The sequence below is a fragment of the Thalassorhabdus alkalitolerans genome (assembly GCF_042656525.1).
In the GTDB taxonomy this organism is placed as follows: Bacteria; Bacillota; Bacilli; order Bacillales; family Marinococcaceae; genus Thalassorhabdus; species Thalassorhabdus alkalitolerans.
Genome location: NZ_JBHSOZ010000005.1, coordinates 155,247 through 180,245, shown reverse-complemented (window position 1 = coordinate 180,245; position 24,999 = coordinate 155,247). Strand labels below are relative to the sequence as shown.

The 24,999-nt window shown below is 40.6% G+C and carries 32 protein-coding genes; 17 read left to right on the top strand and 15 right to left on the bottom strand.

The genetic code is table 11. The features are described from left to right. Positions 1 to 584: 584 nt before the first annotated feature. Complete coding sequence (locus ACFPU1_RS11745; RefSeq protein WP_385941339.1) at positions 585 to 743, bottom strand: hypothetical protein; 159 nt, start codon at positions 741 to 743, stop codon at positions 585 to 587. Continuing rightward, positions 715 to 1,011 (bottom strand): HesB/YadR/YfhF family protein, encoded by a 297-nt coding sequence (locus ACFPU1_RS11740; RefSeq protein WP_054635515.1) that lies wholly within the window; start codon positions 1,009 to 1,011, stop codon positions 715 to 717. The genes ACFPU1_RS11745 and ACFPU1_RS11740 overlap by 29 nt, the downstream gene beginning before the upstream one ends. Before the next feature lie 208 nt (positions 1,012 to 1,219). On the opposite strand from ACFPU1_RS11740, the gene ACFPU1_RS11735 reads away from it, so the two are divergent. Both ACFPU1_RS11735 and sigK read left to right on the top strand, forming a co-directional pair. After that, positions 1,220 to 1,369 carry a hypothetical protein gene (locus ACFPU1_RS11735; RefSeq protein WP_385941336.1) on the top strand — a complete coding sequence of 50 codons (150 nt, stop codon included), beginning with the start codon at positions 1,220 to 1,222 and terminating at the stop codon, positions 1,367 to 1,369. A gap of 96 nt (positions 1,370 to 1,465) precedes the next feature. Beyond that, on the top strand, positions 1,466 to 2,179 hold the full coding sequence (sigK, locus tag ACFPU1_RS11730; RefSeq protein WP_100398268.1) for an RNA polymerase sporulation sigma factor SigK: 714 nt from the start codon (positions 1,466 to 1,468) through the stop codon (positions 2,177 to 2,179). 131 nt (positions 2,180 to 2,310) lie between these two features. Here sigK and ACFPU1_RS11725 read toward each other — a convergent pair whose 3' ends face one another. From ACFPU1_RS11725 to ACFPU1_RS11690, 8 genes are all read right to left on the bottom strand, one after another. Next, a complete protein-coding gene (locus tag ACFPU1_RS11725; protein ID WP_054635514.1) occupies positions 2,311 to 2,583 on the bottom strand; it encodes an HU family DNA-binding protein in 273 nt (90 codons plus the stop codon). Between the two features lie 499 nt (positions 2,584 to 3,082). Beyond that, positions 3,083 to 3,451, bottom strand: coding sequence for a monovalent cation/H(+) antiporter subunit G (gene mnhG, locus ACFPU1_RS11720; RefSeq protein ID WP_054635513.1), 369 nt, complete (start codon positions 3,449 to 3,451; stop codon positions 3,083 to 3,085). After that, positions 3,432 to 3,713 carry a Na(+)/H(+) antiporter subunit F1 gene (locus ACFPU1_RS11715; protein ID WP_054635512.1) on the bottom strand — a complete coding sequence of 94 codons (282 nt, stop codon included), beginning with the start codon at positions 3,711 to 3,713 and terminating at the stop codon, positions 3,432 to 3,434. Before ACFPU1_RS11715 ends, mnhG begins: the two co-directional genes overlap by 20 nt. Continuing rightward, the gene (locus tag ACFPU1_RS11710; protein ID WP_385941330.1) at positions 3,713 to 4,189 is read right to left on the bottom strand and encodes a Na+/H+ antiporter subunit E; all 477 of its coding nucleotides are present in this window, start codon (positions 4,187 to 4,189) and stop codon (positions 3,713 to 3,715) included. Before ACFPU1_RS11710 ends, ACFPU1_RS11715 begins: the two co-directional genes overlap by 1 nt. Positions 4,190 to 4,194: 5 nt before the next feature. Further along, positions 4,195 to 5,679: a Na+/H+ antiporter subunit D gene (locus ACFPU1_RS11705; protein ID WP_054635511.1), complete on the bottom strand. Its 1,485-nt coding sequence runs from the start codon at positions 5,677 to 5,679 to the stop codon at positions 4,195 to 4,197. Beyond that, a complete protein-coding gene (locus ACFPU1_RS11700; RefSeq protein ID WP_054635510.1) occupies positions 5,672 to 6,010 on the bottom strand; it encodes a Na(+)/H(+) antiporter subunit C in 339 nt (112 codons plus the stop codon). The genes ACFPU1_RS11705 and ACFPU1_RS11700 overlap by 8 nt, the downstream gene beginning before the upstream one ends. After that, positions 6,010 to 6,432, bottom strand: a complete 423-nt coding sequence (locus ACFPU1_RS11695; protein WP_385941326.1) for a Na(+)/H(+) antiporter subunit B — start codon at positions 6,430 to 6,432, stop codon at positions 6,010 to 6,012. The genes ACFPU1_RS11700 and ACFPU1_RS11695 overlap by 1 nt, the downstream gene beginning before the upstream one ends. Beyond that, entirely contained in the window at positions 6,429 to 8,846 is a 2,418-nt protein-coding gene (locus tag ACFPU1_RS11690) for a Na+/H+ antiporter subunit A (RefSeq protein WP_385941323.1), read from the bottom strand. Before ACFPU1_RS11690 ends, ACFPU1_RS11695 begins: the two co-directional genes overlap by 4 nt. Positions 8,847 to 9,279: 433 nt before the next feature. On the opposite strand from ACFPU1_RS11690, the gene ACFPU1_RS11685 reads away from it, so the two are divergent. Continuing rightward, positions 9,280 to 9,513 (top strand): hypothetical protein, encoded by a 234-nt coding sequence (locus ACFPU1_RS11685; protein WP_385941320.1) that lies wholly within the window; start codon positions 9,280 to 9,282, stop codon positions 9,511 to 9,513. A 44-nt stretch (positions 9,514 to 9,557) separates the two neighbouring features. On the opposite strand, the gene sda is transcribed toward ACFPU1_RS11685, so the two are convergent. Continuing rightward, positions 9,558 to 9,710 carry a sporulation histidine kinase inhibitor Sda gene (gene sda, locus ACFPU1_RS11680; protein ID WP_083465275.1) on the bottom strand — a complete coding sequence of 51 codons (153 nt, stop codon included), beginning with the start codon at positions 9,708 to 9,710 and terminating at the stop codon, positions 9,558 to 9,560. A gap of 397 nt (positions 9,711 to 10,107) precedes the next feature. Between sda and ACFPU1_RS11675 the strand changes: the two genes are divergently transcribed. The 8 genes from ACFPU1_RS11675 to ACFPU1_RS11640 all read left to right on the top strand — a co-directional run bounded on the left by ACFPU1_RS11675 (position 10,108) and on the right by ACFPU1_RS11640 (position 15,378). Continuing rightward, the gene (locus ACFPU1_RS11675; protein ID WP_385941317.1) at positions 10,108 to 10,635 is read left to right on the top strand and encodes a YqeG family HAD IIIA-type phosphatase; all 528 of its coding nucleotides are present in this window, start codon (positions 10,108 to 10,110) and stop codon (positions 10,633 to 10,635) included. After that, positions 10,628 to 11,737, top strand: a complete 1,110-nt coding sequence (gene yqeH, locus ACFPU1_RS11670; RefSeq protein ID WP_054635508.1) for a ribosome biogenesis GTPase YqeH — start codon at positions 10,628 to 10,630, stop codon at positions 11,735 to 11,737. The genes ACFPU1_RS11675 and yqeH overlap by 8 nt, the downstream gene beginning before the upstream one ends. A gap of 119 nt (positions 11,738 to 11,856) precedes the next feature. Then, a complete protein-coding gene (aroE, locus tag ACFPU1_RS11665; RefSeq protein WP_054635507.1) occupies positions 11,857 to 12,687 on the top strand; it encodes a shikimate dehydrogenase in 831 nt (276 codons plus the stop codon). After that, on the top strand, positions 12,680 to 12,976 hold the full coding sequence (gene yhbY / locus ACFPU1_RS11660) for a ribosome assembly RNA-binding protein YhbY (protein WP_054635506.1): 297 nt from the start codon (positions 12,680 to 12,682) through the stop codon (positions 12,974 to 12,976). The genes aroE and yhbY overlap by 8 nt, the downstream gene beginning before the upstream one ends. 20 nt (positions 12,977 to 12,996) lie before the next feature. Next, positions 12,997 to 13,572: a nicotinate-nucleotide adenylyltransferase gene (locus ACFPU1_RS11655; protein ID WP_385941312.1), complete on the top strand. Its 576-nt coding sequence runs from the start codon at positions 12,997 to 12,999 to the stop codon at positions 13,570 to 13,572. Then, complete coding sequence (yqeK, locus tag ACFPU1_RS11650; protein WP_385941309.1) at positions 13,565 to 14,128, top strand: bis(5'-nucleosyl)-tetraphosphatase (symmetrical) YqeK; 564 nt, start codon at positions 13,565 to 13,567, stop codon at positions 14,126 to 14,128. Before ACFPU1_RS11655 ends, yqeK begins: the two co-directional genes overlap by 8 nt. A gap of 23 nt (positions 14,129 to 14,151) precedes the next feature. Further along, positions 14,152 to 14,505, top strand: coding sequence for a ribosome silencing factor (gene rsfS / locus ACFPU1_RS11645; protein ID WP_054635505.1), 354 nt, complete (start codon positions 14,152 to 14,154; stop codon positions 14,503 to 14,505). A gap of 120 nt (positions 14,506 to 14,625) precedes the next feature. Continuing rightward, positions 14,626 to 15,378, top strand: a complete 753-nt coding sequence (locus ACFPU1_RS11640; RefSeq protein ID WP_385941305.1) for a class I SAM-dependent DNA methyltransferase — start codon at positions 14,626 to 14,628, stop codon at positions 15,376 to 15,378. 32 nt (positions 15,379 to 15,410) lie between these two features. Here ACFPU1_RS11640 and comER read toward each other — a convergent pair whose 3' ends face one another. Together comER and ACFPU1_RS11630 are read right to left on the bottom strand one after the other, a co-directional pair. Continuing rightward, the gene (comER, locus tag ACFPU1_RS11635; RefSeq protein ID WP_385941303.1) at positions 15,411 to 16,244 is read right to left on the bottom strand and encodes a late competence protein ComER; all 834 of its coding nucleotides are present in this window, start codon (positions 16,242 to 16,244) and stop codon (positions 15,411 to 15,413) included. Positions 16,245 to 16,331: 87 nt separating this feature from the next. Further along, positions 16,332 to 16,592: a DUF2533 family protein gene (locus ACFPU1_RS11630; RefSeq protein WP_054635502.1), complete on the bottom strand. Its 261-nt coding sequence runs from the start codon at positions 16,590 to 16,592 to the stop codon at positions 16,332 to 16,334. A gap of 41 nt (positions 16,593 to 16,633) precedes the next feature. Between ACFPU1_RS11630 and ACFPU1_RS11625 the strand changes: the two genes are divergently transcribed. From ACFPU1_RS11625 to ACFPU1_RS11610, 4 genes are all read left to right on the top strand, one after another. Next, positions 16,634 to 17,245 (top strand): helix-hairpin-helix domain-containing protein, encoded by a 612-nt coding sequence (locus ACFPU1_RS11625; RefSeq protein ID WP_385941299.1) that lies wholly within the window; start codon positions 16,634 to 16,636, stop codon positions 17,243 to 17,245. A gap of 68 nt (positions 17,246 to 17,313) precedes the next feature. Then, positions 17,314 to 18,570, top strand: coding sequence for a homocysteine synthase (locus tag ACFPU1_RS11620; RefSeq protein ID WP_385941942.1), 1,257 nt, complete (start codon positions 17,314 to 17,316; stop codon positions 18,568 to 18,570). A gap of 71 nt (positions 18,571 to 18,641) precedes the next feature. Continuing rightward, on the top strand, positions 18,642 to 19,208 hold the full coding sequence (locus tag ACFPU1_RS11615) for a ComE operon protein 2 (protein WP_385941296.1): 567 nt from the start codon (positions 18,642 to 18,644) through the stop codon (positions 19,206 to 19,208). Positions 19,209 to 19,228: 20 nt separating this feature from the next. Further along, positions 19,229 to 21,562, top strand: a complete 2,334-nt coding sequence (locus ACFPU1_RS11610; protein WP_385941293.1) for a DNA internalization-related competence protein ComEC/Rec2 — start codon at positions 19,229 to 19,231, stop codon at positions 21,560 to 21,562. A gap of 39 nt (positions 21,563 to 21,601) precedes the next feature. Here the strand turns inward: ACFPU1_RS11610 and ACFPU1_RS11605 are convergent, their stop codons facing one another. Then, complete coding sequence (locus ACFPU1_RS11605; protein ID WP_083465272.1) at positions 21,602 to 21,739, bottom strand: YqzM family protein; 138 nt, start codon at positions 21,737 to 21,739, stop codon at positions 21,602 to 21,604. 468 nt (positions 21,740 to 22,207) lie between these two features. Here ACFPU1_RS11605 and holA point away from each other — a divergent pair, with 468 nt between their 5' ends. Next, positions 22,208 to 23,251, top strand: a complete 1,044-nt coding sequence (gene holA, locus ACFPU1_RS11600) for a DNA polymerase III subunit delta (protein ID WP_385941290.1) — start codon at positions 22,208 to 22,210, stop codon at positions 23,249 to 23,251. Positions 23,252 to 23,341: 90 nt separating this feature from the next. Here the strand turns inward: holA and rpsT are convergent, their stop codons facing one another. After that, on the bottom strand, positions 23,342 to 23,608 hold the full coding sequence (rpsT, locus tag ACFPU1_RS11595; protein ID WP_054635495.1) for a 30S ribosomal protein S20: 267 nt from the start codon (positions 23,606 to 23,608) through the stop codon (positions 23,342 to 23,344). Between the two features lie 175 nt (positions 23,609 to 23,783). Between rpsT and gpr the strand changes: the two genes are divergently transcribed. Beyond that, positions 23,784 to 24,899 (top strand): GPR endopeptidase, encoded by a 1,116-nt coding sequence (gpr, locus tag ACFPU1_RS11590; RefSeq protein WP_054635630.1) that lies wholly within the window; start codon positions 23,784 to 23,786, stop codon positions 24,897 to 24,899. Positions 24,900 to 24,999 lie beyond the last annotated feature (100 nt).

Sequence of the window (24,999 nt, the reverse complement as noted above, 5' to 3'; positions counted from 1 at the left end):
GATAAGCAAAAACCGTATGTATTACCTGGAATATGTTCTTCTGGGCATGACTGCAAAACGAGGACATTAGTGTACTGTTTAGCAATCTATCATTACATGTTAATTTGGCCTTTGTGCTATCAAGTATAGTAAATGTTTTAAAAAAACTCAAACAGTAAGAATAGTTTAAATTACCATCCAAATAATACCTTCCAATAAAGCATGTATGTGTACACGAAGAAAAAGCAATTCAGTATTTGTACTATAGCTTTCCAAACTCAAGTGATCCTATACAAGATACAAACCCTGAAGCTTTCTAAGGAGATTTTAATTTTCCTGTAAGAAGATCTTCCATAAACAATGTACAATTCAGCTTCTTCAATTACACTACTAATACAGGGTGATTCAAGGCCATTCAACTTATCGTTTTCATTCTACGTACGTGATGCTCTCCTGCTCATATAGTAGACCCGTTCCCACCCAAGCGGGTATATGAATAGAGTTGAATGTGGCCATTGGGTTCATGAACACTCTCCGAACACTACTCTCTCCCCTTGATGCTGCTTGCCAACTGTATGGCAAGCAGTTTTTTTTCGAATTTAGGTTTACTGTTTTCTTAGGTCAGGTGTAATTGTTTGATCAGTAATGAAGATAGCAGGAAGTGGCTGGGAAGATAATAAAATAATAGGCTCGTGATAATTTGATAAAAAAGACAGTGCCATCTTTGCACTGTCGTCAGGATCGAGGAGGAAATTCAAATTCAATTTCGCCCGCCTTACGGCTGTATTTTACTTGAAGGTTATGATCTTTAAAAAACCACATATCTTTTTCTTCAACATAAAACAGGTAATGATTTTTCTCTAGAGATGCTGCAGGCTCAAAGGGAGCTTCTTTTCCCACCCCAAGAGAAAATCCTGTGTGTATATGAGCATGTCCTCCGTACCTGACAAAAAACCTGATCGAATCTCCTTGTTTAAGCTCCATTTCTTCTTCAAACCATTTGAGTGCCGGCTGGCTGATTGTTATCTCCATTTTGTTCACTCCTGAATGTTGTCATAAAGTCTATTCCATCATTATAGCGAAACTTGATCTTAAACATCAAAGAAAAGCAATGGTGGATTAGTTTTATATCAAAAACTTTTAAAAAATACACAATTTCATACTATCTCATTTCCTTTTTTGGTAATATTAAGGGAGTTTAGGATTAGGTAGTTGAATAATGTATTGATAAGGTGATCATTTGTCTAGTTTATCGTTGTTGTATTACACCATAAAGAAAGAATTTGAAGAGCGATTAGGAAGACCGCTGACAGAAGAGGAAAAAAAGGTAATTAAAGAAATGAGCGAATCGCAACTGGCAGGGGAGGCGGAAGAGCCTGACAAAGAGTAGCTGTTGTATTTTCTGAAGGAAAAGGACTGGGACAGACAAAGCCACGCTTATGTTTGCATACATTGTATTAAATGCATGCAAGAGGAGGTGCGGCGTTTGTCCGGTGTACTTGCAGCTCTCGCTTATGCAATGAAAGAGATTCTTCTTTTTGTTTCTTATGTAAAAAATAATGCTTTCCCTCAGCCTCTTTCAAAAAAAGAAGAAAAAGAATACCTTCAAAGGATGCAGGAAGGCGACCAGCATGCTCGGAATATCCTAATTGAACATAACTTGCGCCTAGTTGCTCATATTGTAAAGAAATTTGAAAATACCAGGGAAGATACAGAAGATCTAATTTCCATAGGTACTATCGGCCTGATAAAAGGCATAGAAAGCTATTCCCCTGATAAAGGGACAAAATTAGCAACCTATGCAGCCAGGTGTGTAGAAAACGAAATCCTCATGCATTTACGTGCATTAAAAAAGGTAAAAAAAGATGTATCTCTTCACGATCCGATTGGAAGCGACAAAGAAGGAAATGAGATTTCTCTCATCGACGTTTTACAGGAAGAGGGGCCCGATATCGCAGATGCTATCCAATTAAAAATGGAAAAAAAACAAGTCCTTGCATATTTGGATACCCTTGATAAAAGAGAAAGAGAAGTGGTTATAGGACGATTTGGTTTGGATATGCAAAAAGAAAGAACACAAAGAGAGATTGCCAAGGAGCTTGGCATTTCAAGAAGCTATGTTTCTCGTATTGAAAAACGGGCGCTGTTTAAGTTGTTTCAGGAGTTTTACAGACACCAGAAAAATTCAGGTAAATCTTAATCATTAGTTGTAAAGGAGGAAGAGTGCAAAGGCTCTCCTCTTTTTATTTTGTCGAGAGGCTGCAGGGGAATGATGAAAAAGACCCTCCAAAGGAAAATCCTGAGAGGGTCTTTTCAAGTTCAATTATTATCTTAGTTTACGCTGTCTTTAAGCTGCTTTCCTGGGCGGAATGCAGGGTTTTTCGTAGCCGGGATTTCAATTTCTTCTCCAGTTTGCGGGTTGCGGCCTTTACGGGAAGCGCGCTCACGTACTTCAAAGCTTCCGAAGCCAACAAGCTGAACTTTGTCGCCTTGTTTCAAAGTATCAGTAATGCTGTCGAATACTGCATCTACTGCTTTAGAAGCATCCTTTTTAGAAAGGTCTGCTTGTTCAGCTACCGCATTAATCAAATCTGTTTTGTTCATGAAAAAACTCCCTTTCATTCCTAATTATATAGAGCTTGTACATTACAAATTTACTCTTAAAAACCCTGTCATGTCAAGTGTTTGCAGGGAAAAACGAGAAAATTGATGGTATTTGGAATCTATTATAACCAAATATTGGAGGTTTTAGTAACAGAATTATGTCGAATTTTTATTTTTATAAAAAAATGCAGTGAAAGTAAGGGTTCCGCCGAACCAGTGTGGTGAAAGCAGAAAGCTCTAGCATCTAAAATGGGCTATTCCATTCGTTATTTTGTTTTCTGTAATGTAGCCTGTTTTTTTTCTGAACGTTACGGTCTGAAATAACAAGAGGGCATAGGCAAAATATGAAACAAGAAGGATGCTCGAAGGATACATACATCTATGTTTTAACTGGGAAAAGTAAAAGAGGGGACTGCTAACCAAGGAGTGTAAATCATTCTACTGATGAGTAGAGGAAAGAAAAAAACTGGGATAGGCTTGAGCCAATCCCAGCTGGTTTTCAGGAAGTCTGCTGTTTTCTTTTTTTCTTTACTTCTTCAGGATAGCTGTCTTCAAGTTCATCCATTGAGCTCTTTTCCCATAAGGAAACCCCAATACGATGTGCAGAGCGGGAAATCATTTGGGCCGCTAACGGAGCAGTCAGGAAGACGAACAAAATAACTAATAGGAATTTGGCTACAAATAGGCCTTCAACAAGCAGAAAGTATAAAAAGGTGCCTGTCATAAGAGAGATAACCCCTAGTGTAGCGCTTTTCGTTGCCGCGTGGAGCCGTCCATAAACATCAGGCATCCGTATAATCCCTATGGCCGCAAGGAGGCTGAAAAAAGCTCCAATGAGGACGAATATACTAATCAGTACCTCTGTCAATGACGACACCTCCTTCCAGGAACTTAGCCAGGGCTACTGACCCAATGAAGGCAAGGATCCCAATGACCAGCACCACCTCAGCATATGCAGACGTACCCTGCATCATCATTAAGACCCCAATAAAGCCGATTAACATTAGACCAAATGTGTCTAATGCAACGACACGGTCTGACATTGTCGGACCCATTACCGCACGCAGGAAACATACCCCTAGGGAAATAGCCATAATCACAAGTGAAACGAGCAAGATGATATCTAACATTAGTGGGTTACCTCCTTAATTGCTCTTTCGAAGGTATCGTGAATTTGTTTGATCGCTTCTTCTCTGTCAGGTACATGAACACTATGAATGTAAAGGATCTTACTATCTTCTGAAAAATCCATTGATAATGTACCAGGTGTTAAAGAAATGAGAGAAGCGAGCAGTGTAACTTCCCACTCTGACTCAAGTTCAGTAGGAACAGCAACAATACCTGGTTCGATATTCATCTTCGGGCTAAGCACAATTTTGATCATATCAATGTTGGCTAAAATTAATTCTTTACTAAACAACAATATAAGCTTAAAGGCTGCGTAAACCCGCCGGATATAGAAGTCAAAGGGGACTACACCGCGCAGCAGCAAGAGAATGAAAATCCCGACAATATAGCCAAGGAAAAAATCGATAAGAGTAAAGCTGTTTTGCAGCAGAACCCATATGATGGCAAGAATGACGTTTAATAAAACTTGAAATGCCATACCTTCTACTCCTCCCCTAGAACTGAATTAATATAAACCGATGGGTCCAATAGTTCCTCAGCAATTTCTAGTGAATAGCTAAAGATAGGCTCAGCGGCAAATCCTAAAATGATAGTTAGAGCGACTAATGGAGCGATAGGGAGCAAGACATCCGTAATTTTGATTTTAGCTTGTTCCTCTGAATGTTTTTGTTCTCCCCAGAACGCATAAATAAAGATTTTCATCATTGAAAATAGTGTCAGGAGCCCAACAATTAAGGCAACAGCCACTATAATATAACGCTGTTCTTCAAAACCGGCGACCATCAAAGCAAATTTACTGAAAAACCCGCTTAAAGGTGGAATACCGGCTAGTGAGATAGCTGAGATAAAAAACAGCCATGCAAGCCACGGGTGAGTTCCGAGGAGCCCTCCCATTTTCTTTAAATTGGTTGTCCCAGTTATTTTCTCGGCAGCACCTGCAAATAAGAACAGAGCAGCTTTAACGATAATATGGTGGGCAATATAATAGATTGCCCCTGCAATCGCTAATGGTGTGTAAATTCCTAACCCCATAACCATGTATCCAACCTGACTGATAATGTGATAGGAAAGAATCCGTTTAAAGTCAAATTGGGATACGGCTCCAAGGACTCCAAAGAACATGGTCAACCCTGCTAATGCAAGAATAATGTTGTGTGTAAAGGTTGGATCATGAGTGAAAATTAAGGTGAACACTCTAATTATCGCATAAATACCAACCTTTGTAAGTAAACCGCCAAATAAGGCTGCAATAGCTGCAGGAGGCCCGTAGTATGAGCGTGGGAGCCAGAAATAAAGGGGAAATAGAGCACCCTTCATAGCAAACACAACCAAAAAGAGAATAGCAATGGTATTAATAATCCCTTGCTGTTCAACTTCACCTACTCTTTCAGCAAGGTGAGCAAAGTTCAGAGTTCCTGTTACCGCATAGATATATGCCACTCCGACTACAAAGAAGATGGAAGCAAAGATATTTATAGCGACGTACTTAAAGGATTCCCTGAGCTGGTAGTTTGTTCCCCCTATAACAATCAGAATGAAGGAAGAAATGAGCATAACCTCAAAGAATACAAACAAGTTAAACAGGTCACCCGTTAAGAAGGAGCCGTTTACCCCTGTTAAAAGGAAGAAGTAAAACGGGTAAAAATAATATTTTTCTCGTTCAGTAGCTATGGTTCTAAAGGCAAAGAACAGACACGTAATACCAACGATACTTGATAAAATCAGCATCATAGTAGCAAACATATCAGCTACAAGAACGATACCAAACGGAGGCTGCCAGTTACCCATCTCCATCGTCATGATGCCATCTTGATAAACGACAATCGCAAGAGCAATGGTAATGGCCAGAAGGGCAATGGCAGTTAATCCGCTGATGACTCGTTGAACCTTATGCTTTTTGACAAAGAATATGAGAATGGTCCCCATTAGAAAAGGGAGCAGAACTGGTAATAAGACTAAACTATTCATCGGCAGTACCCCTCAATTTATCAAGATCATCCGTTTTGTGAGCTTTGTATGTCCTGTATGCCAAAACCAGTAAGAAAGCCGTAACACCAAAGCTGATTACAATGGCAGTCAGAATTAAAGCTTGAGGAAGCGGGTCAGAATAGTAGGTAGCTTCTTCTCCTAATAATGGCGGAGCCCCTTCTTTTAAACCAGACATTGTAAGAAGCAGAAGGTGGGCTCCATGGGACATCAGGACAATACCGAGTACAACACGTAATATACTCTTCGTTAAAATCATGTAAGTGCCAACCATGAAGAGGACACCCACAGTGATGGACATTAAAATTTCCATTAAGTATCCTCTCCAATCGTTAAAATAATGACAAGTGCAATACCGACAACGACCATATAGATACCTAAATCAAATGGAAGGGCGGTAGTTAATTCTGTCTCCCCCAGTATTGGAAGGTCAAAATAATCAAAGTACTGGGTGAGAAAAGGATCTCCTATAAACATACCGACAATACCGGTTACGATGGCAATCAGCAGGCCGGCTGCAATAATATGAACATAGTTAAACGGAATAGCTTTCCGGATACTTTTAATATCATAGCTTACGTATAAAAGCAGGAGGGCAGAGGCAGTCATTAAGCCTCCAATAAAACCGCCTCCTGGATTATTGTGTCCTGCAAAAAAGAGAAACACAGAGAAGGTAAGAATGATAAAGGCAGCAATTTTCGTAACAGTATGAAGCATTACGTTATTTGTCTTCACACATCTTCCCTCCCCGTCATTTTAAGTTTAATCATTGTGATAACACCTAGTGCAGCAACGGCGAGAACGAGTACTTCCAGTAACGTATCGAGACCACGGAAGTCAACAAGTATAACGTTAACCATATTCAGACCGCCTGCGAGCTCATAGGAGTTATCAATGAAGAATTGGGAGATCGCTTCAAAACCATTTTGATGGCGCATCGCATGGGCACTGAAGGCAATAAGTGTGACGACAGTACCAACTGTTACGGCGATGATCGCATTAGTAACCTTGAACGCCGGCTTGAACGATTCTTTTCTAAGTTCAGGCAGGTGATAAAAGACGAGAAGGAACAGAACAACCATCACAGTTTCCACAAGAAGCTGTGTGAGTGCTAAGTCCGGTGCCCGGAATATAACAAAGAATAGAGCCAGTAAAAATCCGATAACGCCTACGACAATAATGGCTGTGATTCGTTTGTTTATAAATGGAATCACGACGGTTGTCGCAATAAAAATTCCTGTAAGGATCCACATATACCATGAAATCGGTGCTACGTTTTCCAGGTCAATAGCAAAAGCATCATATCTCATGAAGCTGTAAATAAACAAAAGCATCATAAACGCTAGCATATAGGCAAAGTAGTCTCTCAGCAGCCCAGTCATTTGAACACGAGTCACACCTTGAGAACCGACAATTAACCAGTCCAATGAATTATCATATAAACCGTTAAGAGGGTCTCTTTCTTTCATATAGACTTTCATGGCGGACCATTTGTTCATGTTCACGTAAAGAAGGGAGCCAAACGCCACAACACCTAGCGTCATAAATAACTCAGTATTAAATCCATGCCAATGATAGATATTTACATAAAACGTTTCTCCCTCAGCCAGAAGGTTTGGCAAAATTGAAGCCATCGCCGGTTCGATAACTGAGTACGCTAGTAGATTTGGAAACAGACCGAAAATAATGACAAGGGACGCAAGGACCACCGGACTGATCAGCATACCGGCAGGAGCTTCATGTACATGCTTGTCATAGTTTTCAGGCTTAAAGTCACCTGTAAAGGTCTTAAAGAACATAATCAAACAGTACAAGAAGGTAAATACACTGGCGATCCAGGCAAAGACAGGGAACAAGAGTCCCAAGGTCTGCATATTGAAGCCTTCAAAAGACATCGCATTTAAAACTCCGGTAAAGAACATCTCTTTACTGAGGAATCCATTAAATGGAGGCAGACCAGCCATTGCAGCCGTACCGATTAAGGAAACAGTGAAAGTAATCGGCATAATAGACATCAGACCGCCCAGCTTTCTTATATCCCTTGTACCTGTTTCGTGGTCCACAATCCCCGCAGCCATAAACAAACTTCCTTTAAAGGTTGCATGGTTAATTAAATGAAAGATGGCAGCGAGTGTAGCAGCACTGTAAAGCATAGTATCTTCTCCGAAACCAAAAGCAAGAGAAGCAGAACCCAGACCAAGAAGTGTCATAATCAATCCAAGCTGACTGACCGTGGAAAAGGCTAAAATTCCTTTTAAATCCTTTTGCCGGACCGCAGAAATAGATCCCCACACCAAGGTCACAATACCAAAGCCGGACAGTATCCAGAACCACTCAGCCGATCCGCCAAACACAGGTGTTAAGCGGGCAACTAAATATATACCTGCTTTAACCATCGTGGCTGAATGCAGATACGCACTGACCGGTGTTGGAGCTTCCATAGCATCTGGAAGCCAGATGTGAAACGGGAACTGAGCTGATTTGGTGAACGCACCAAGAAGTACCAGCAGCATAGCCGGCAGAAATAGAGGACTTGCTGCCACTACATCCACTTGTTCAATAATCCCGCGTATGCTGAAGGTTCCAGTCATAACATAAAGCAGGATAAAGCCCCCAAGCATTGCAAATCCGCCAAATACTGTAATCAGCATAGACTTTTGGGCACCGTATGTAGACTTTTCTCTATGGTACCAGTAGCTGATTAACAGAGCAGAAGCAAGACTTGTCAACTCCCAGAATACATAAAGCACAATTAAATTGTCTGAGAGGACTACTCCAAACATTGCCCCCATAAACATAAGAAGGTACACATAAAAATTATTTAATCGTTCGGTTTTCTTTGATAAATAGAAAATGGAATAAAGAACAACCAAAGCACCAATACCCGAAATCAGGAGAGCAAATAGTAAGCTCAATCCATCAACATAAACCGTAAAATTGATTCCAAGGGAAGGAACCCACGGAACAGTTTGTTCTACTACACTTCCTCCAGAGGTAACAGGAAGAAAGGTTAAAAAGTAGATAAATAATACAGCTGGAAGAATCATAACAAACCAGCCGGTATGAACAGCTCTTGCATATCTATATAAGAATGGAATGAGTATAGCTAGCAAGAATGGTGATAAGACAGCCCAGTGAAGCAGAGTCATGAACAAAAAAACCTCCTTTATTTTTTAATGAAAAATGCAAAAAAATGTAAAATTATGCAGGCGAAACAATGCGCTAACTGTAGAAAATCAGCTTCCTGCATAAGAGAACTTCAATTCCTCGGGTGAAATGAACTAGGTGTTCTTTGCTCCAATAGACCGAACAATTGCAAAGCTATGTCAAATTATAACCTAAAATTTTTGTTGTTGCACCCTTGGTGCATTGCGACTCCTTTCGGGTTTACAGGATTTATATATAGGAAGAAATACGCTGTTCCAAGCTTAAATTTTTTTAAATTGAAGGTTTTGTGAAAGTAAAGTATGGAAACTGATTGTCTTATTTCTTCCTTATCCTCCCTATTCTCAAGACGTATAAAAAGTGTCGAAAAAGGCGAACCTAACGCTAAAATAGTTTTGGTGGAAGGAATTTTTCAATATGAAAAGAAAAGCTGGTGTTTCAATTGCAATCTTTGTTTCTCTTTTCAGTCTTGCCTTTGCATTAAATTCGTACACCTCCCGGCCATTTCCTAGTATGCCCCCGGAGAGCAATGAAAATGAGTATGAGATTTTTCAAGCGGAGACTCCAATGACTGATGCCAGGCCTGAACCCTTTCTCCCAAGGGAATACATTCGAATTTATCAGGGAATTGAAAATGAGCAGAGTTCATAAAAAAGCAGCCGTTTAACAAAAAACGGCTGCTTTTTCCAATGAATTCAAGATGACATTCTGTTTGTCAAAGGAAGACGGACATGAAGTGAACGGCGCTCAAGTTCAGATTCAATTAATTGAATAAAGTCTTCATTAAGACGAAGGGATACGGCTTTCAGATATGCTTCCACTAGCAAATCATCTGGCAATTGTTCCATAGGTAAATCCGCTTGATAAGCGGATGGTCACCTCCTTCATTTATTCACTTTTATGACTTATTCATGTATGTAGGTGGGAATCAGATTCAATTTGTTAAATCAAATGTTATCATGTAATGGGTAAGAGAACAATCGTTCGATTTATCCACAATTTCCCGTGGATAAATTGTGTACAATCTGTATATAAATTCATTTTTCAGTGTACTGTCGGTTGTTAATTTGGGGATATAATTATCCACAACCATGAAACGAGCTTGGTTTTTGTCGAAAAGTTTTGGAAAAAAGTTAGCATATTTGAAAAAAGAGCCTATTATCGTTATACTTTCAGTTTAGTTACATAATGGTACGGCTAAGGAAAACATAACGATGGAGAAAGCTAAGAATGAGGGTGAATTGAGTGCTGCGACAATTTATGCCGGATGAATTTATTGAGAGTGTGTATGAACTTGATGTGGTTAAACTGAAAGAAGAGGGCATTAAAGGGATCATTACGGACCTTGATAATACGTTAGTGGAATGGGACAGGCCTGAGGCTACGCCTGAACTTCTTGAATGGTTTAAAAAAGTAAGGGACAGTGGGTTCAAGATCACTATTGTTTCTAATAATAACGAAAGACGTGTCCGTTTGTTTTCTGAGCCAACAGGGATAGGTTTTATACATTCCGCCAAGAAACCAAGCAGAAAAGCTTTTGTAAAAGCTTGTAAAGAGATGGGGCTGCAGCGAGAAGAGGTTGTTGTCCTGGGTGACCAGGTACTGACGGATGTATTTGGAGGCAACAGAGCCAGATTTAAGACAATATTAGTGGTTCCGGTAGCTTCCACTGATGGTTTTTTTACGAAGATTAACAGAAGGGTTGAGCGCAGAGTGCTTAAACGTTTGAAAAAAAGAGGGCTTATCCAATGGGAGGATTCCAATCGTGAGTGAACAGGAAATTGTATGTACAGGGTGTGGGGTAACTATTCAAACAGAAGATAAGCAGGGAATGGGTTATACCCCGCCATCAGCATTAGAGCGAGATACCATTACGTGTCAAAGATGTTTTCGTTTAAAACATTATAATGAGGTGCAGGATGTGCCTTTAACAGATGATGATTTTCTTGCGATTTTAAATCAGTTAGGGCAGACAGATGCTCTTATAGTAAAAATTGTAGATATCTTTGATTTTAACGGAAGCTGGCTCCCGGGCCTTCATCGTTTCGTAGGAGACAATCAAGTCCTTCTCGTCGGAAATAAAGCTGACTTACTCCCTAAATCTGTAAAGCAAAACAAAGTAATCCAATGGATGAAAAAGTCTGCGAAGGAACTGGGACTGAAGCCGGCTGATGTCATGCTCATGAGCGCTGAAAAGAAATACGACATCGACAAAGTAGCGGAAGCAATTGAACAATACAGGAAGAATCGTGATGTTTATATTGTAGGTTGTACAAATGTAGGAAAATCCACTTTCATAAATTCCCTTATTAAGCAATTCGGAGGGGAAGAGGAGGAGCTGATCACGACCTCTCACTTTCCAGGAACGACTCTTGATATGATTGATATACCGTTAGAAGATGGAAAAAGCCTATTCGATACCCCTGGTATTATTAATCACCATCAAATGGCTCATTTTGTCAGCCAAAAGGAATTAAAGGAAATCACTCCCAGGAAAGAGATCAAGCCAAAGATTTTTCAGCTTAATGAAGGACAAACTCTTTATGCTGGCGGCATGGCACGGTTGGATTTCCTTCAAGGAGAAAGAAACTCCTTTGTTTGTTATTTTGCAAACGATCTTTCGATTCACAGGACAAAGACAGAAAAAGCTGACGAGCTTTATGAAAATCACTTAGGAGATATGCTTTCTCCTCCTGGTAAGGAAACAGCCAAAGAATTTCCGCCTTTAAAACGCCAGGAGATCACCGTTAAAGAGGAGAAAACAGACGTGGTGATTTCCGGTTTGGGCTGGATTAACGTAAGTGAAGCGGGAGCAAAAATTGCTGTATATGTACCAGAGGGGTCTCATGTCACCATACGTGAGGGTATTATTTAATCCGCTGGTTCTATTAAGAAGAGTGTTGATTTTTTATAGATAAACGAGCGAACCGTATTCGTAAATAAAATGAAATAAGCCAATTCTTAAAAAGAGAGGTTCGGGGGAGGAAAAAAGAAATGGGAAACTTGTATGTGTTGTTTGGCCACCCGGTTGGTCATTCTATGTCGCCGATTGTGCACAATGAACAATTTTCATTGCTGAATATACCTCATCATTATCACGCTATTGACGTGGAGCCAGGAAAAATAAAAGAAGCAGTGGAGGCAATCAAGGCCCTTTCCATTGCTGGAGCTAATGTCACGGTTCCCCACAAGGTTGAAATCATGAAACATCTGGATCATATTGATGAAGAAGCCAGGATCATTGGAGCAGTCAATACCATTGTAAATGAAAATGGTGTATTAACTGGATATAACACAGATGGACAGGGATATCTTGAATCACTTCTTGAAGTGACTGGCCCTGATATTTCTGATTATAAGATCCTTGTAATAGGTGCCGGGGGAGCGGCAAGAGCGGTAGTTACCGTTTTATGCCGTTACGGGGTAAACGATCTAATGATTACAAACAGAACCCAGGAAAGGGCTGAAGCCTTATCCAAGGACTGCGGAGGTCAGGTAATCAGCAAGGAAAAAGCAGAAGGAATGCTCTCAGAATTTGATGTTATTATTAACACCACTTCAATTGGTATGAGTCCAAACACTGACGAGATGCCGATGAGTGTGGAAGGGATGAAACCAAAGACAATTGCAAGCGACCTAATATACAATCCTTTACAAACAAGGTGGCTGGCTGAAGCGGAGAAACGAGGTGCCGTGACCCACAGCGGAATAGGAATGTTCGTGAGGCAGGGCGCTCTGGCGTTTAAAAAGTGGACGGGACAGGAAGCTGACCTGGAAATCATGACGAAGACCGTGTTACAACAATTAGGAGGCAAAAATGACTAAGTTAACTGGTAAGCAAAAGAGATTTCTCCGGAGCCAGGCTCATCACCAAAAGCCTATTTTCCAAGTTGGAAAAGGAGGAGTAAATGAGAATTTAATAAAACAGGTGATTGATGCCTTGGAAGCACGGGAATTAATTAAAATAAGCGTACTGCAAAATTGCATGGATGATAAACATGAGGTAGCAGAAGCAGTAGGTAAAGGAGCAAAAGCAGAAATTGTCCAGGTGATCGGCAATACCATTGTTTTATATAAGGAATCAAAGGAAAATAAATCTATAGAGCTTCCTTAAATTCTAAGGAGTGAACCTAAGTGGCAATAAAAGTTGGAATACTCGGAGGAACGTTTGATCCACCTCATCATGCTCACTTGATGATAGCTCAGGAAGCTTTAACGGAATGCGGGCTCGACGAGGTTTGGTTTATACCAGTAAATGTACCTCCTCATAAACAGAGATCTTCGACGACGAGTAATCGTCAAAGAAAAGAAATGATTCAACTTGCTATTAATGATAATCCCTTCTTTAAACTGTCTACTATAGAACTTGAACGTAATGGTCCTTCCTATACAATAGATACAATTAAACAACTTAAGAAAGAAAACCCGTCTCATGAATATTATTTTATTATAGGGGGCGATATGGCAGAGCAGCTGGATACGTGGCATGAAATTAATGCTCTTAAGAAATTGGTCACTTTTACGGTAGCCGCCCGTCCGCCATATAAATCATCACCACCTTTTCAGGAAGGAATCTTAATAATGGAAGCCCCGCAGCTTGATGTTTCTTCCACTGATATTCGTTTGAGGGTTAAAATGGGAAAAAATATTCAATATTTAGTCCCTGATTCAGTGAGAGAATATATTAAAGAGAGGGGATTATATGAATAGAGCCACTGCTCTTGAAATTGTAAAGGAACAGTTGACAGGCGAACGTTACACGCATACATTAGGAGTTACAGAAACTGCCGTGGAGTTGGCGAAATTATACGGAGCAGACGTACAAAAAGCTGAGACAGCTGCTATTTTCCATGATTATGCGAAGTTTCGTTCAAAAAGTGAAATGCTTGATATCATTGAGGAGCAGAAAGTCAGCAAAGAATTCCCAAGGTATGGAGATGCTCTTCTTCATGCACCTGCTGGAGCGTTTTTAGTTGAAAAGGAAGCAGGAATTAAGGATAAGGAAATACTTTCTGCTATATACTGGCATACTACCGGACAAGCGAGAATGACATTGCTGGAGAAGATTATTTTTATTGCCGACTATATCGAGCCTAACCGTTCTTTTCCAGGCGTGGAAGAGGTCAGAAAAGAAGCATACCACAATCTGGACAGTGCAATTATTATGTCTCTTCGTAATACCATTCAATTTTTACTGCAAAAAGGCCAGCCTGTTTTTCCGGAAACACTGGCTGCATATAACGAACTGGTGTTAGAAAAAAAATAAAAATCGAAAGGTCAGGTGTTTAAATGCAAGATAATACTATTCTTCAAATGGCTGTGCAGGGAGCAGATGATAAAAAAGCTGAGGACATTGTAGCGCTAGATATGAAAGGAATTTCCCTAATCGCAGATTATTTTGTTATCTGTCATGGTAATTCCCATAAGCAGGTCCAGGCTATTGCTCACGAAATTAAGAAAGCAGCCCAGGAAGAAGGATATGAGGTAAAACGCCTTGAAGGGTATGAACAAGCGAAATGGGTATTAGTTGATCTTGGTGACGTAGTAGTGCATATCTTCCACAAAGATGACCGCCATTACTACAACCTTGAAAAACTCTGGGGAGATGCCCAATATGTAGAGCTTGAAAAGGTGTTAAATTAATATACAAAACGCCGATCCTGAAGCGGGGTCGGCGTTTTTTTGACGACTGGGGTTCCTGCCTTTACAGACAAGGATAATTGTGTATAAGTAATATTTTATTAAAGTAAGGAGGAGACCAAAATGAACGCCTATCAGGGCTTTGCTTATTATTATGATGAATTAATGGAGGAGGCTCCTTATAAAGAATGGGTATTATGGATAGAAAAAACATTAACTGCAAATGAAGTGACAGCTCCTCATTTGTTAGATGTGGGCTGCGGTACAGGTACGATCATGGCTGATTTGATAAAAAAAGGATACCGAATAGATGGTGTTGATGCTTCAGAGGAAATGCTTGCAGTCGCTAACGAGAAAATGCCAAAAGATCAGGGATCACGACTTTTTTGCCAGGATATGAGAGAACTCGAAGGGCTGGGAGTTTTTGATACTGTTATAGTAACGTGCGATTCCTTAAATTACCTTTTAACAAAAAAGGATGTGGAAAAAGCTTTTGCTTCCTTTTATTCTCATTTAAAAACAGGAGGACTGTTATTATTTGACGTTCATTCTCTTTCGTACATGGAAGATGTACTGGCAGGATTTCAGTTTGCTGAATCGTTAGAAAATCGAAGCTGTATATGGAATTGTTATAATGGCGAGGACCCATACTCAGTGGAGCATGAACTGACATTTTTTATTAAAGAAGAAGACGGCAGATATAGAAGATTTGACGAATTTCACTATCAGCGAACCTTTTCTCAGCAGGAGTATGAAGATATGCTCAGGGCTCAGGGATTTAAAAATGTAAGAGTTACTGCTGATTTTACGGACCAACCTCCTGGTCAAGGCAGTGACAGGATATTTTTTACTGCAATTAAAAAAGATTTACAATAATAAGACTTTTCAGTAAGATAGAGACAGGCTCTTTAAGAGTCCTGTCTCTTCGTAAATTTCTCAGCGAGCAGTTCTTTATCCTCGTAATACTTTTCATGTGTGGCCTTAAACAAATCTTCGAACATTCCCTCTGATTGTCTATGGAGAACTTTAAGTCCCTCACCAGTAATTCCCCCTGGAACGTGGACCTTTTTCTGCAAGGAAGGAAGTGTATAAAATCCCTTTTCAAAAAGAGAGGATAACCCTTGGATCATTTCTGCAGTCAGGTACTCTGCATCCTTTCTCTCAATTTCCGTTTCACTCACCGCAGCATCTATAAAAGACTGAAGCAGATAGCTAAAGAAAGCAGGCCCGCAGCTTACTATGTCGCTTGCTACACGAGTTACTTTTTCTTCAATCTCGTAAGGGTGGCTGAATTCCGAAAACCAATTTGCGATCTTTTCTTTTTCGTGAGTTTCCCAGTTCGAACCGTAGGTCAACAACAAGACGCCTTTACCAGCACGATTTGTTATGCTTGGTATAGATCTCATAACCTTACAGGGAAGCGATTGTTCCAGCTGACCGATTTCTACCGGACTTGTGATTGATGAAACAATGTGATCTCTTGTTACGTAGGGAGCGATCTCCTGAAGAACATCTGGAAATTGTAAAGGTCTTACACAAACAAATAGTAAGTTGCTTTGCTTTACTACATCAGATATCTTCTTTTTCAGCTTTATGCCGGGATAAGCATCTGCCAGCTTTTTGGCTTTATCCAGCGTACGATTGGTAATAATCATTTCTTCCTTTTGAGCAGCTCCGCTTTCAACAATAGTTTCCACTAATATCCTTCCCATGTTTCCAGTCCCAATGACACCCACCTGCATACTATATGCCTCCTTTAAAGGCTCAGTATGACCCCATACTTTTCCCTTATTCTTTACTATCTCATCGATATGAGAAAGTGACTTTTTTTATGACTTTCGATTAATGTATGACTGAATCATTTCTTTTGTCACGTTTTTTCGCTGAGGAAACCGGTAATGTGCCGCAATTTGATTCATTTCCTTTGTAATTTGGTTAATACGCTGTACTGAAATTTCTCCAGGGTCTTTTTTGGCCTGTGTCAGTGTTTCTTCAATTGCCTCTTCTCTACGCAGATCAAGTGCCAAAAATTCTTTTTCCTTTAGTAACCGTTTCTCTATTTGTCCTGATATCGCTTGATGAACACTCATGTTATATTCCTCCTATTTTCAATAAAGGCAGGTGTTTTGTTTTGCTGGAAAAGGTTAAATGGATAAGCTATATAGCCGGCGGGTGTATTTTAACCACACTTAGTGTACTTTGGTTTCTTCCTAATGACAATACGGAAGAGCTGCAATTTTCACATTGGAGCCAGGAAGAAGATATTTACTCAGATGAAGAGGTCAATAAAGAGGAACACATACAGGCTGACCCACTATGGATTAAAATAGACATAAAAGGAGAAGTAAAAGCATCAGGGGTGTATGAAATGGAGGAAGGAAAGAGAGTTATTGATGCGATTGAAAAAGCAGGGGGGTTAACAGATGAAGCAGATGAGAGACACGTGAATTTAGCAGAAACATTACGGGATGAAATGGTGATCTATGTACCGAGGGAAGGGGAGCATGGTGAAGGAGAATATCATTTCGGGACTGACAACAGCGGTCCAACTAAAATCCGGGTGAATTACGCTGATGCTATGGAACTCGAAGCCATTCCCGGGATTGGTCCGGCTAAAGCTCAAGCGATTATTACCTATAGAGAGGATCATGGACGGTTTAGCGAAATTAATGATTTAGAAAAAGTAGGAGGAATTGGACCAAAGTCAATAGAACAAATGAAGGAGTATATTTCTGTAGATTAATAGAATTGCAGCTTGCTGCATGAGGAGGAGAAGTGGTGGAACGTAAGAATGAATGGAAATTAGAGACAATGGCCGTGCATAGCGGTCAGGAAGTTGACCCTGCTACTCAGGCAAGGGCAGTGCCCATTTATCAGACAACGTCATATGGTTTTAAAGACACTGACCATGCGGCTGATCTCTTTTCCTTATCTGAATTTGGGAACATATACACCCGAATAATGAACCCTACCCAGGATGTGTTTGAAAAAAGAGTAGCTGAAATGGAAGGCGGTGTGGGAGCTTTGGCAACGGCAAGCGGAAGCTCAGCCATTCACCTTGCTATTTTAAATATATGTGAAAGCGGGGATGAAATTGTAGCTTCCAGCGGGCTTTATGGCGGTACTTATAATTTGTTTATGCACACTTTACCTAAGCTAGGGATTACGGTTCACCTTGTCGAAGGAAACAACCCAGGAGCCTATGAGGAAAAGATCAATGAAAGAACAAAACTTGTTTTTGGCGAAATGATAGGCAACCCTAATGGTGATATTTTTGATATTGAACAAATAGCCGAGGTGGCACATAGTCACGGCATTCCTTTAATAATTGATGCTACGCTGGTTACGCCATATTTATGCCGGCCCTTTGAGCATGGAGCAGATATCGTTGTCCACTCTGCAACCAAGTTTATTGGGGGTCATGGAACTTCTATTGGAGGAGTCATTGTAGACAGCGGCAAGTTTAATTGGAAGAATGGAAAGTTTCCCGGGCTGACCGAACCGGATCCAAGTTATCATGGAGTAGTCTATACAGAAGCAGTCGGTGACCTGGCATATATTATAAAAGCAAGAGTCCAATTGCTCAGAGACCTGGGTCCGGCTATTGCACCAATGAATTCCTTTTTATTACTTCAAGGGCTTGAAACTCTCCACCTTCGCATGGAGCGCCATTGTGAGAATGCCGTTAAGGTAGCACAATATTTAGAAGGCCATGAACTAGTGGACTGGGTGAATTATCCAGGCCTTGAATCTCATAGAACATATGAGCTTGGCAGGAAGTATTTACCTAAAGGGCAGGGGTCTATTTTGACCTTTGGAATACGAGGGGGGTTAAGAGAAGGCAAGAAACTGATTGATTCTTTAATGCTTCATTCGCACGTTGCAAATGTGGGTGATGCTAAATCGCTTGTGATTCATCCTGCAAGCACCACTCACCAGCAATTAACCGAGGAGGCGCAAAAAGCTGCAGGTGTTACCCCTGATCTTATCCGTCTATCAGTGGGCATTGAGCACAGCAGCGACATTATCGCTGACCTTGATCAAGCCATAAAAAGAAGCCAGGAGTAAAGAAAGCTTTGACGGCTGGTCGTTCCTGCTCTACACTATTATCTGAAATAGATTGTGTAGGAGTGAAAAGCATGGAGAGAATCTCCTGGGATCAATATTATATGGCGCAAAGTCATTTACTGGCTTTACGGAGTACGTGTACGAGATTGATGGTAGGGGCCACGATTGTCAGAGATAAAAGGATTATTGCAGGGGGCTATAATGGGTCAATTTCCGGCGGAGATCACTGTCTGGATGAAGGCTGTTATGTCGTGGATGGCCACTGTATTCGTACGATCCACGCTGAGATGAATGCTCTTTTACAATGCGCCAAGTTTGGGGTGGCTACAGAGGGAGCGGAACTTTATGTCACTCATTTTCCGTGCGTTCATTGTGCCAAAGCAATTATCCAAAGCGGAATAAAAAAAGTCATTTATGCTACGGACTACAAAAATCACCCGTATGCACAGGATATCCTTCAAAAAGCCGGTGTGAGTGTCATGCAGGAAGAACTTGAAGATACAGTTCTGGACTATAATAAAAGTGAAAAACTTTCCTTTACCGCAGACCTGCTCAAGAAATTAGAAAAAGCCGGTGTAGATTCCGTTGAAATGAAGGATTTGCATGAAAGAGCAAACCAGTTATTCACATCCTCTTGAGAAAAGCAGGTGATGAATGGGTGAAAGGCAAGGTTTACTTGCTGGCGCTGGCAGCATGCCTTGGCACAGCTGCAGCGATGGAAGCTTCGGCAAAGGCGGGAGGAGGAGCACTGTTCCTTCTTCTTGTCCTTTGCTTTCTTAAAAGAGAAAAACATAGCGTTTATCTTTTTATTGTTTGTATATTTCTTATATCCCTCTTTAGAGGGATTGCTGCAGACAGCAATAACGTAACTTCTCTTTCTCCTGAAACCTCCTTTGTTGAAGGAAAGATTATGGCAGGTCCTGATATAGATGGTAACCTGTTGACGATGACCCTCTCTCTTCCTCATAAAGAAATCCTTCCTGTAAGCTATATTATTTCTTCCCCAGAAGAAAAAGAAGAACTGCAAACTCTTGCGCCGGGACTTCACTGCCGGCTGCCTGGTTCACTATCTCCTCCTTCAAAACCTTCCAATTTCGGAGCCTTTGATTATCAGCAATATCTGTACAGGCAATCTGCACATTGGGTGTTTACACCGGAGCATTTAACAGCATCCCACTGTCTTTCAAAGAGTACTGATATGAAGGACAGACTGAAAGTATGGAGGCACGAGGGCATTCACTGGATTGAAAACGTCTTTCCTGAGGACGTACAAGGACTAATAGCAGCACTCATTTTTGGAGAACGAACCCTATTGGAACCTGACCTTCTTTCATCTTATCAAAAATTGGGACTTGTACACCTGCTCGCAGTATCAGGCCTTCATGTTGGTATTATTACTGGAACTTTGTTCTACATATTCATTCGTCTGGGAATCACACGGGAACGGACGTACAGTCTTCTAATTGCGTTTCACCCGGCCTACATTATTTTAGCAGGCGGTGCTCCTTCAGTGATAAGAGCTTCCATGATGACTTTACTTGTGTTGATATGTTTAAAATTGAAGCTTCCCATTTCACCTATAGATGCAATAGCCTGGGTATTTATTTTTTTATTGTGGCACACCCCTTATTATCTCTTTCATATTGGCTTTCAGCTGTCTTTTCTAGTGAGCTTTTCCCTGCTTGTCTCAAGTCATAAAATTTTTTCAAACCTAAAGGGAGCGGCTTTTCAACTTTGCTTTGCCAGCCTTATCGCCCAGCTCTCCTCTTTTCCTTTACTGGTTCTCCATTTTTACTCGGTTTCTTTCCTCAGCTATCCGCTTAATTTGTTTTTTATACCGTTTATCTCTCTTTTCGTTCTTCCAGGTTCCTTTATTTTATTTTTCCTTTCTCTTTGGTTTCCTCCAGCATACAACCTCTTTATTATTCCTTTTACTTCCATTGTTACGTTATCACACGAGGTGCTGCATAAGGCAGCAAGTATTCCAGAGGCCCAAGCTGTGTTTGGCAAGCCCTCCTCGGTCATAATAGGGTTATTTATAATAACCACTTATATCCTGTTTCTATCTTTTGAAAAGAAAAAAAGAGCAATTGTTGCTGCTTCTTCACTCTGGGTAATGGCTGCAGGTATTCAGCTGGCTGTTCCCTACCTTGATAAAAATGGATATGTAACGCTGCTTGATGTGGGACAGGGAGACAGTATTCTAATTGAGCTTCCATTCAGAGAAGGTGTGTATTTAATTGATGCGGGCGGTCACATAGCTTTTGAAAGAGAAGAGTGGCAGGTGCGGTCGTCAGTTTATGATCCAGGTGCCAGGGTGGTGGTTCCCTATTTGCAGCAAAGAGGAATTAAGCAAATTGACAAAATGATCGTCTCTCACGGACATTGGGATCATTACGGCGGAATGTTTGCTGTGATGAAAGAAACAAAAGTAAAAAGCGTGTTATATGGAAATGTTCCTCTTGAAGGAGAGGGAGAAAGAGAGTTGTTTACCGCAATGAGCGAACGGAAAATACCTGTATACGCTGTATCAGAAGGTGACAGGTGGAGTGCATCGGGAGTTGATTTTCTTGTTTTATCGCCAAAAGGAAATGAAAGCAGTGTAAATAACCGATCCATTGTTTTATGGATGAAAACAAAAGGAGAGAATTGGCTGTTCACGGGTGATATGGAAGGAGAAAGTGAAAAGCGTTTTATAGAAGAGCATGCAGACGTAAGGGCTGATATCTTAAAAGTTGCACATCACGGCAGTCAAACGTCGACTTCGCCAGAATTTATAAAACAAATTCAGCCGAAAGCAGCTCTGATTCCAGCGGGGAGATGCAACCGATTTGGGCATCCCCATTCCTCTGTCCTTGAATCATTGGAACAAGAGGATGTCATGGTTTTTCGCACCGATGTTCATGGCTCGGTAAGATTTACATTTACGGAAATGGGCGTGAAAGGATGGGAGGTAATGAGGTCAGAAGAAGGGGAAGTGAGCTGTTCATAACATACAAAAGGACTGTCCCGGTGACAGTCCTTTTATGCCTTACAGGTTGCCAACCACTTCAACGACCGTGGCCACAACAAAGATAAGGGTAAAAAATACAAATGAAACAATAAATCCAACAGCTGAATCAATAGCGTCATTCCGCTTACTTTGAACATCTTTTTCAAAATGATTCATATTTAATCCCTCCTCGTACACATTTTAGTATAAGCGAAGCTATTTTAAAAATCCATAACGTTCACTAAATTCACAAACAGAATTTCCCTCATTGAAAACTCCAGACAAGTCTGATTGAAGAATATAACACAGGAAGGAGTGTATTCCCCTGATTGTAAAGAGTTGTCACCTATAGTTTGCTGCCGCATAGGATACCATAAGAGAGAAAGAAAGAACGCTCAACCGTTAAGAAAGAGGGTTCCTAGGTCTTTTTCTTAACGTTTATCATAAATGGAAAGTGCCGCCTTTCCGTGCTGGTACTTTCCTTTTACTTACTGAATGGGACTCCTCCTGAGAAAGGTGGAGTCCTTTAAGTTATGATTGATAAATAAGAGTAGAAAAGATAGTATAAAAATAAATATTCTTGTCCTGCCTTGTTTTATACAGGTATGAGTGATAAGAAAAATCAACTAAAGAGGCTGAAGCTGTATGTCATATATAAAACTGAAAGAAAAGATAAAAAAAGGACAGTTAGCTCCTTTGTATTTGCTTTATGGCACTGAACAATACTTAATAGATGAAATTACACAGCAGCTTCTTAGTAAGGCATTGACCGATGAAGAAAGGGATTTTAACCTCTCGGTATATGATATGCAGGAGCAGCCTGTCGATTCAGCTGTAGAAGAAGGGCAGACTCTTCCTTTTTTTGGTGACCGGCGTGTGGTGATTATAAAAAATGCTTCGTTTTTAACAGGAGCAAAAGGTAAAGATAAGATAGAACATAACCTGAAAGTGCTCGAAGAATACATAGAAAACCCGCCTGGTGAAACCTTGTTTATTATCATCGCTCCATATGCCAAGCTTGACGAACGGAAAAAGTTAGTGAAGAAATTAAAAAGCGGGGGAGAAGTGCTCCAAGCGGATTCATTTGACGATCAATTAAAAGCAAAATGGCTTCAGGATAAAGCAGAAGAAATGAACCTGTCCCTCCCTTCAGAGGCTAAGGAAAAGCTTCTTCAGCTGGCGGGCAGAGATTTGATGCAGCTTGCTTCTGAGTTTCAAAAGCTGGCTCTTTATGCCGGAGAAAGCAAGTCCATTACTGTAGAAGCAGTTGAAATGCTTATTGCACGCACGTTGGAGGAAAATATATTCGCTTTGGTGGAAAATGTGGTATATGGGCGGACAGAGAAGGCACTACGTATTTATTATGACCTTTTAAAACAGAATGAAGAGCCTGTAAAGATCCTTAACTTGTTTGCCCGTCAGTTCCGAATTATTCTTCATATTAAAGAGTTAAGCAGACGTGGGTATTCCCGGCAAAAAATAGCAGGCCATTTAAAGCTTCACCCTTATGCTGTTAAAATGGCTGAACAGCAGGCAAAGGGTTTTTCCGAGAAAGAGCTGGCCACTATTTTGAAGGAACTGGCAGAAATGGATTATCAAATGAAAATGGGTAAAATGGACAAGAAGCTGATTTTGGAATTATTTATTACCCAGTTAAAAAAAGAGCCAAAAAAAGCAAGGCCCCGCTAAGAGCCTTGCTTTTTTGTATAAGTAAAGATTCTCTACATACGAACAAAAACGACTCCAGTGAGTCGTTTTTTCGCATGGTTACTCAAAAATTTATTGAGCAATCTCGTTTAAGCGCTTTTGCAGACGAGATTTTTCTCTAGATGCAGCATTTGTATGAATCAAATTCTGACCTGCAGCTTTGTCCAATTTTTTCGTAGCAAGGAAGAACAATTCTTTTGCTCCCTCAACATCGTTGTTATCTGCTTTTTTGTAGAATTCCTTAACTGCAGAACGCATAGCAGATTTGAACGCTTGATTCTTCACACGCTGTTGTTCGTTAAGCTCAACGCGTTTGATGGCAGATTTAATATTTGCCATTTACTTCACCTCCTTGATGGGGATCCATTGGTTCTTTTTAAATCAATACAACATAATGGATTCTACCAAAAAAGCGCAGCCTATGCAATACAAGAATAAAACGGCTAAAACAGGACACGATAGGAAAAATATAAACAAAATATTTTTGGCTATCATTTTACAAGGGGGGATAGAAGTGGGTGAAGATCTAGATTTATCTCGCTTTTCGGTAAGAACGGACCTGGCAATGGAAGCAGAACAGATGGTAAAGGAAAGAGAACAGAGTACAAAAGAGCCCGCAAAGGAAATCAATGGTGTGATAGTAAAAGAGAAAACTGAAGATGGAGTGAAAATGGTAAATGTAACCATCGACAGTAAGGGCTCAGAGAGAATAGGAAAAAAGGCAGGAGAATATTTAACTTTTGAAGCACAGGGGATTAGAAAGAAAGACACTGAACTCCAGAAAAATTTAGAGAGAATTTTTGCAAGGGAGTTCAACGCATTTTTAAATAATATAGGGGTAGAGGATTCGGCCAGCTGTCTAATAGTAGGACTTGGAAACTGGAATGTGACACCTGACGCCTTAGGGCCAATGGTTGTTGAAAAGCTTGTTGTAACAAAGCACTTGTTTAAAGAGGCTCCTGAACAGGTGGAGGAAGGGTTTCGCTCCATTAGTGCGATCAGGCCTGGTGTGATGGGGCTCACAGGAATTGAAACGAGTGATATTATCATGGGAATTATAGAAAAAACGAAGCCGGATTTTGTGATAGCTATTGACGCCTTAGCTTCTCGTTCCATTGAGAGAGTGAATACGACAATCCAGGTTTCTGATGCAGGAATCCATCCGGGTTCAGGGGTGGGAAACAAACGTAAAGAGCTTAGTAAAGAAACACTGGGAATTCCAGTTATAGCTGTAGGCATTCCAACCGTTGTGGATGCAGTTTCCATTACAAGCGATACGATCGACTTTTTGCTAAAGCACCTGGGAAGAGAAATGAAAGAAGGGAATCGACCTTCAAGGGCGTTAGCTCCAGCAGGGATGACCTTTGGTGAAAAGAAAGAATTCACAGACGAGGATATGCCGGAGAAAGAAAAAAGAGAATCTATTCTTGGGATGATTGGCAGCCTTGAGGAAAATGAAAAGAGGCAGTTGATTCAGGAGGTTCTTGCTCCTCTTGGCCATAACCTGATGGTTACTCCAAAGGAAGTGGACGTTTTTATGGAAGATATGGCCAATGTTATTGCTGAAGGTCTGAATGCTGCTTTGCATAAATCAATTGATCAGGATAATACTGGAACCTACTCTCATTAATGAAGAGTAGGTTTTTTTGTTTATAGGTGCTTTTTTACGTGACGGCTTTTCCTTCCCTATTGTCCATAAAGTTTGATTTCTCCTTGCGCCACTGTTTTCT

What these genes read in the sequence shown, in the direction of transcription:
- ACFPU1_RS11740 (WP_054635515.1), bottom strand. Translation starts at nt 1,011, where the DNA reads ATGGAGATAACAATCAGCCAGCCGGCACTCAAATGGTTTGAAGAAGAA.
- ACFPU1_RS11725 (WP_054635514.1), bottom strand. Translation starts at nt 2,583, where the DNA reads ATGAACAAAACAGATTTGATTAATGCGGTAGCTGAACAAGCAGACCTT.
- ACFPU1_RS11715 (WP_054635512.1), bottom strand. Translation starts at nt 3,713, where the DNA reads ATGTTAGATATCATCTTGCTCGTTTCACTTGTGATTATGGCTATTTCC.
- ACFPU1_RS11710 (WP_385941330.1), bottom strand. Translation starts at nt 4,189, where the DNA reads ATGGCATTTCAAGTTTTATTAAACGTCATTCTTGCCATCATATGGGTT.
- ACFPU1_RS11705 (WP_054635511.1), bottom strand. Translation starts at nt 5,679, where the DNA reads ATGAATAGTTTAGTCTTATTACCAGTTCTGCTCCCTTTTCTAATGGGG.
- ACFPU1_RS11700 (WP_054635510.1), bottom strand. Translation starts at nt 6,010, where the DNA reads ATGGAAATTTTAATGTCCATCACTGTGGGTGTCCTCTTCATGGTTGGC.
- ACFPU1_RS11690 (WP_385941323.1), bottom strand. Translation starts at nt 8,846, where the DNA reads ATGACTCTGCTTCACTGGGCTGTCTTATCACCATTCTTGCTAGCTATA.
- ACFPU1_RS11685 (WP_385941320.1), top strand. Translation starts at nt 9,280, where the DNA reads ATGAAAAGAAAAGCTGGTGTTTCAATTGCAATCTTTGTTTCTCTTTTC.
- sda (WP_083465275.1), bottom strand. Translation starts at nt 9,710, where the DNA reads ATGGAACAATTGCCAGATGATTTGCTAGTGGAAGCATATCTGAAAGCC.
- aroE (WP_054635507.1), top strand. Translation starts at nt 11,857, where the DNA reads ATGGGAAACTTGTATGTGTTGTTTGGCCACCCGGTTGGTCATTCTATG.
- yhbY (WP_054635506.1), top strand. Translation starts at nt 12,680, where the DNA reads ATGACTAAGTTAACTGGTAAGCAAAAGAGATTTCTCCGGAGCCAGGCT.
- yqeK (WP_385941309.1), top strand. Translation starts at nt 13,565, where the DNA reads ATGAATAGAGCCACTGCTCTTGAAATTGTAAAGGAACAGTTGACAGGC.
- rsfS (WP_054635505.1), top strand. Translation starts at nt 14,152, where the DNA reads ATGCAAGATAATACTATTCTTCAAATGGCTGTGCAGGGAGCAGATGAT.
- ACFPU1_RS11640 (WP_385941305.1), top strand. Translation starts at nt 14,626, where the DNA reads ATGAACGCCTATCAGGGCTTTGCTTATTATTATGATGAATTAATGGAG.
- comER (WP_385941303.1), bottom strand. Translation starts at nt 16,244, where the DNA reads ATGCAGGTGGGTGTCATTGGGACTGGAAACATGGGAAGGATATTAGTG.
- ACFPU1_RS11630 (WP_054635502.1), bottom strand. Translation starts at nt 16,592, where the DNA reads ATGAGTGTTCATCAAGCGATATCAGGACAAATAGAGAAACGGTTACTA.
- ACFPU1_RS11620 (WP_385941942.1), top strand. Translation starts at nt 17,314, where the DNA reads ATGGCCGTGCATAGCGGTCAGGAAGTTGACCCTGCTACTCAGGCAAGG.
- ACFPU1_RS11615 (WP_385941296.1), top strand. Translation starts at nt 18,642, where the DNA reads ATGGAGAGAATCTCCTGGGATCAATATTATATGGCGCAAAGTCATTTA.
- ACFPU1_RS11605 (WP_083465272.1), bottom strand. Translation starts at nt 21,739, where the DNA reads ATGAATCATTTTGAAAAAGATGTTCAAAGTAAGCGGAATGACGCTATT.
- holA (WP_385941290.1), top strand. Translation starts at nt 22,208, where the DNA reads ATGTCATATATAAAACTGAAAGAAAAGATAAAAAAAGGACAGTTAGCT.
- rpsT (WP_054635495.1), bottom strand. Translation starts at nt 23,608, where the DNA reads ATGGCAAATATTAAATCTGCCATCAAACGCGTTGAGCTTAACGAACAA.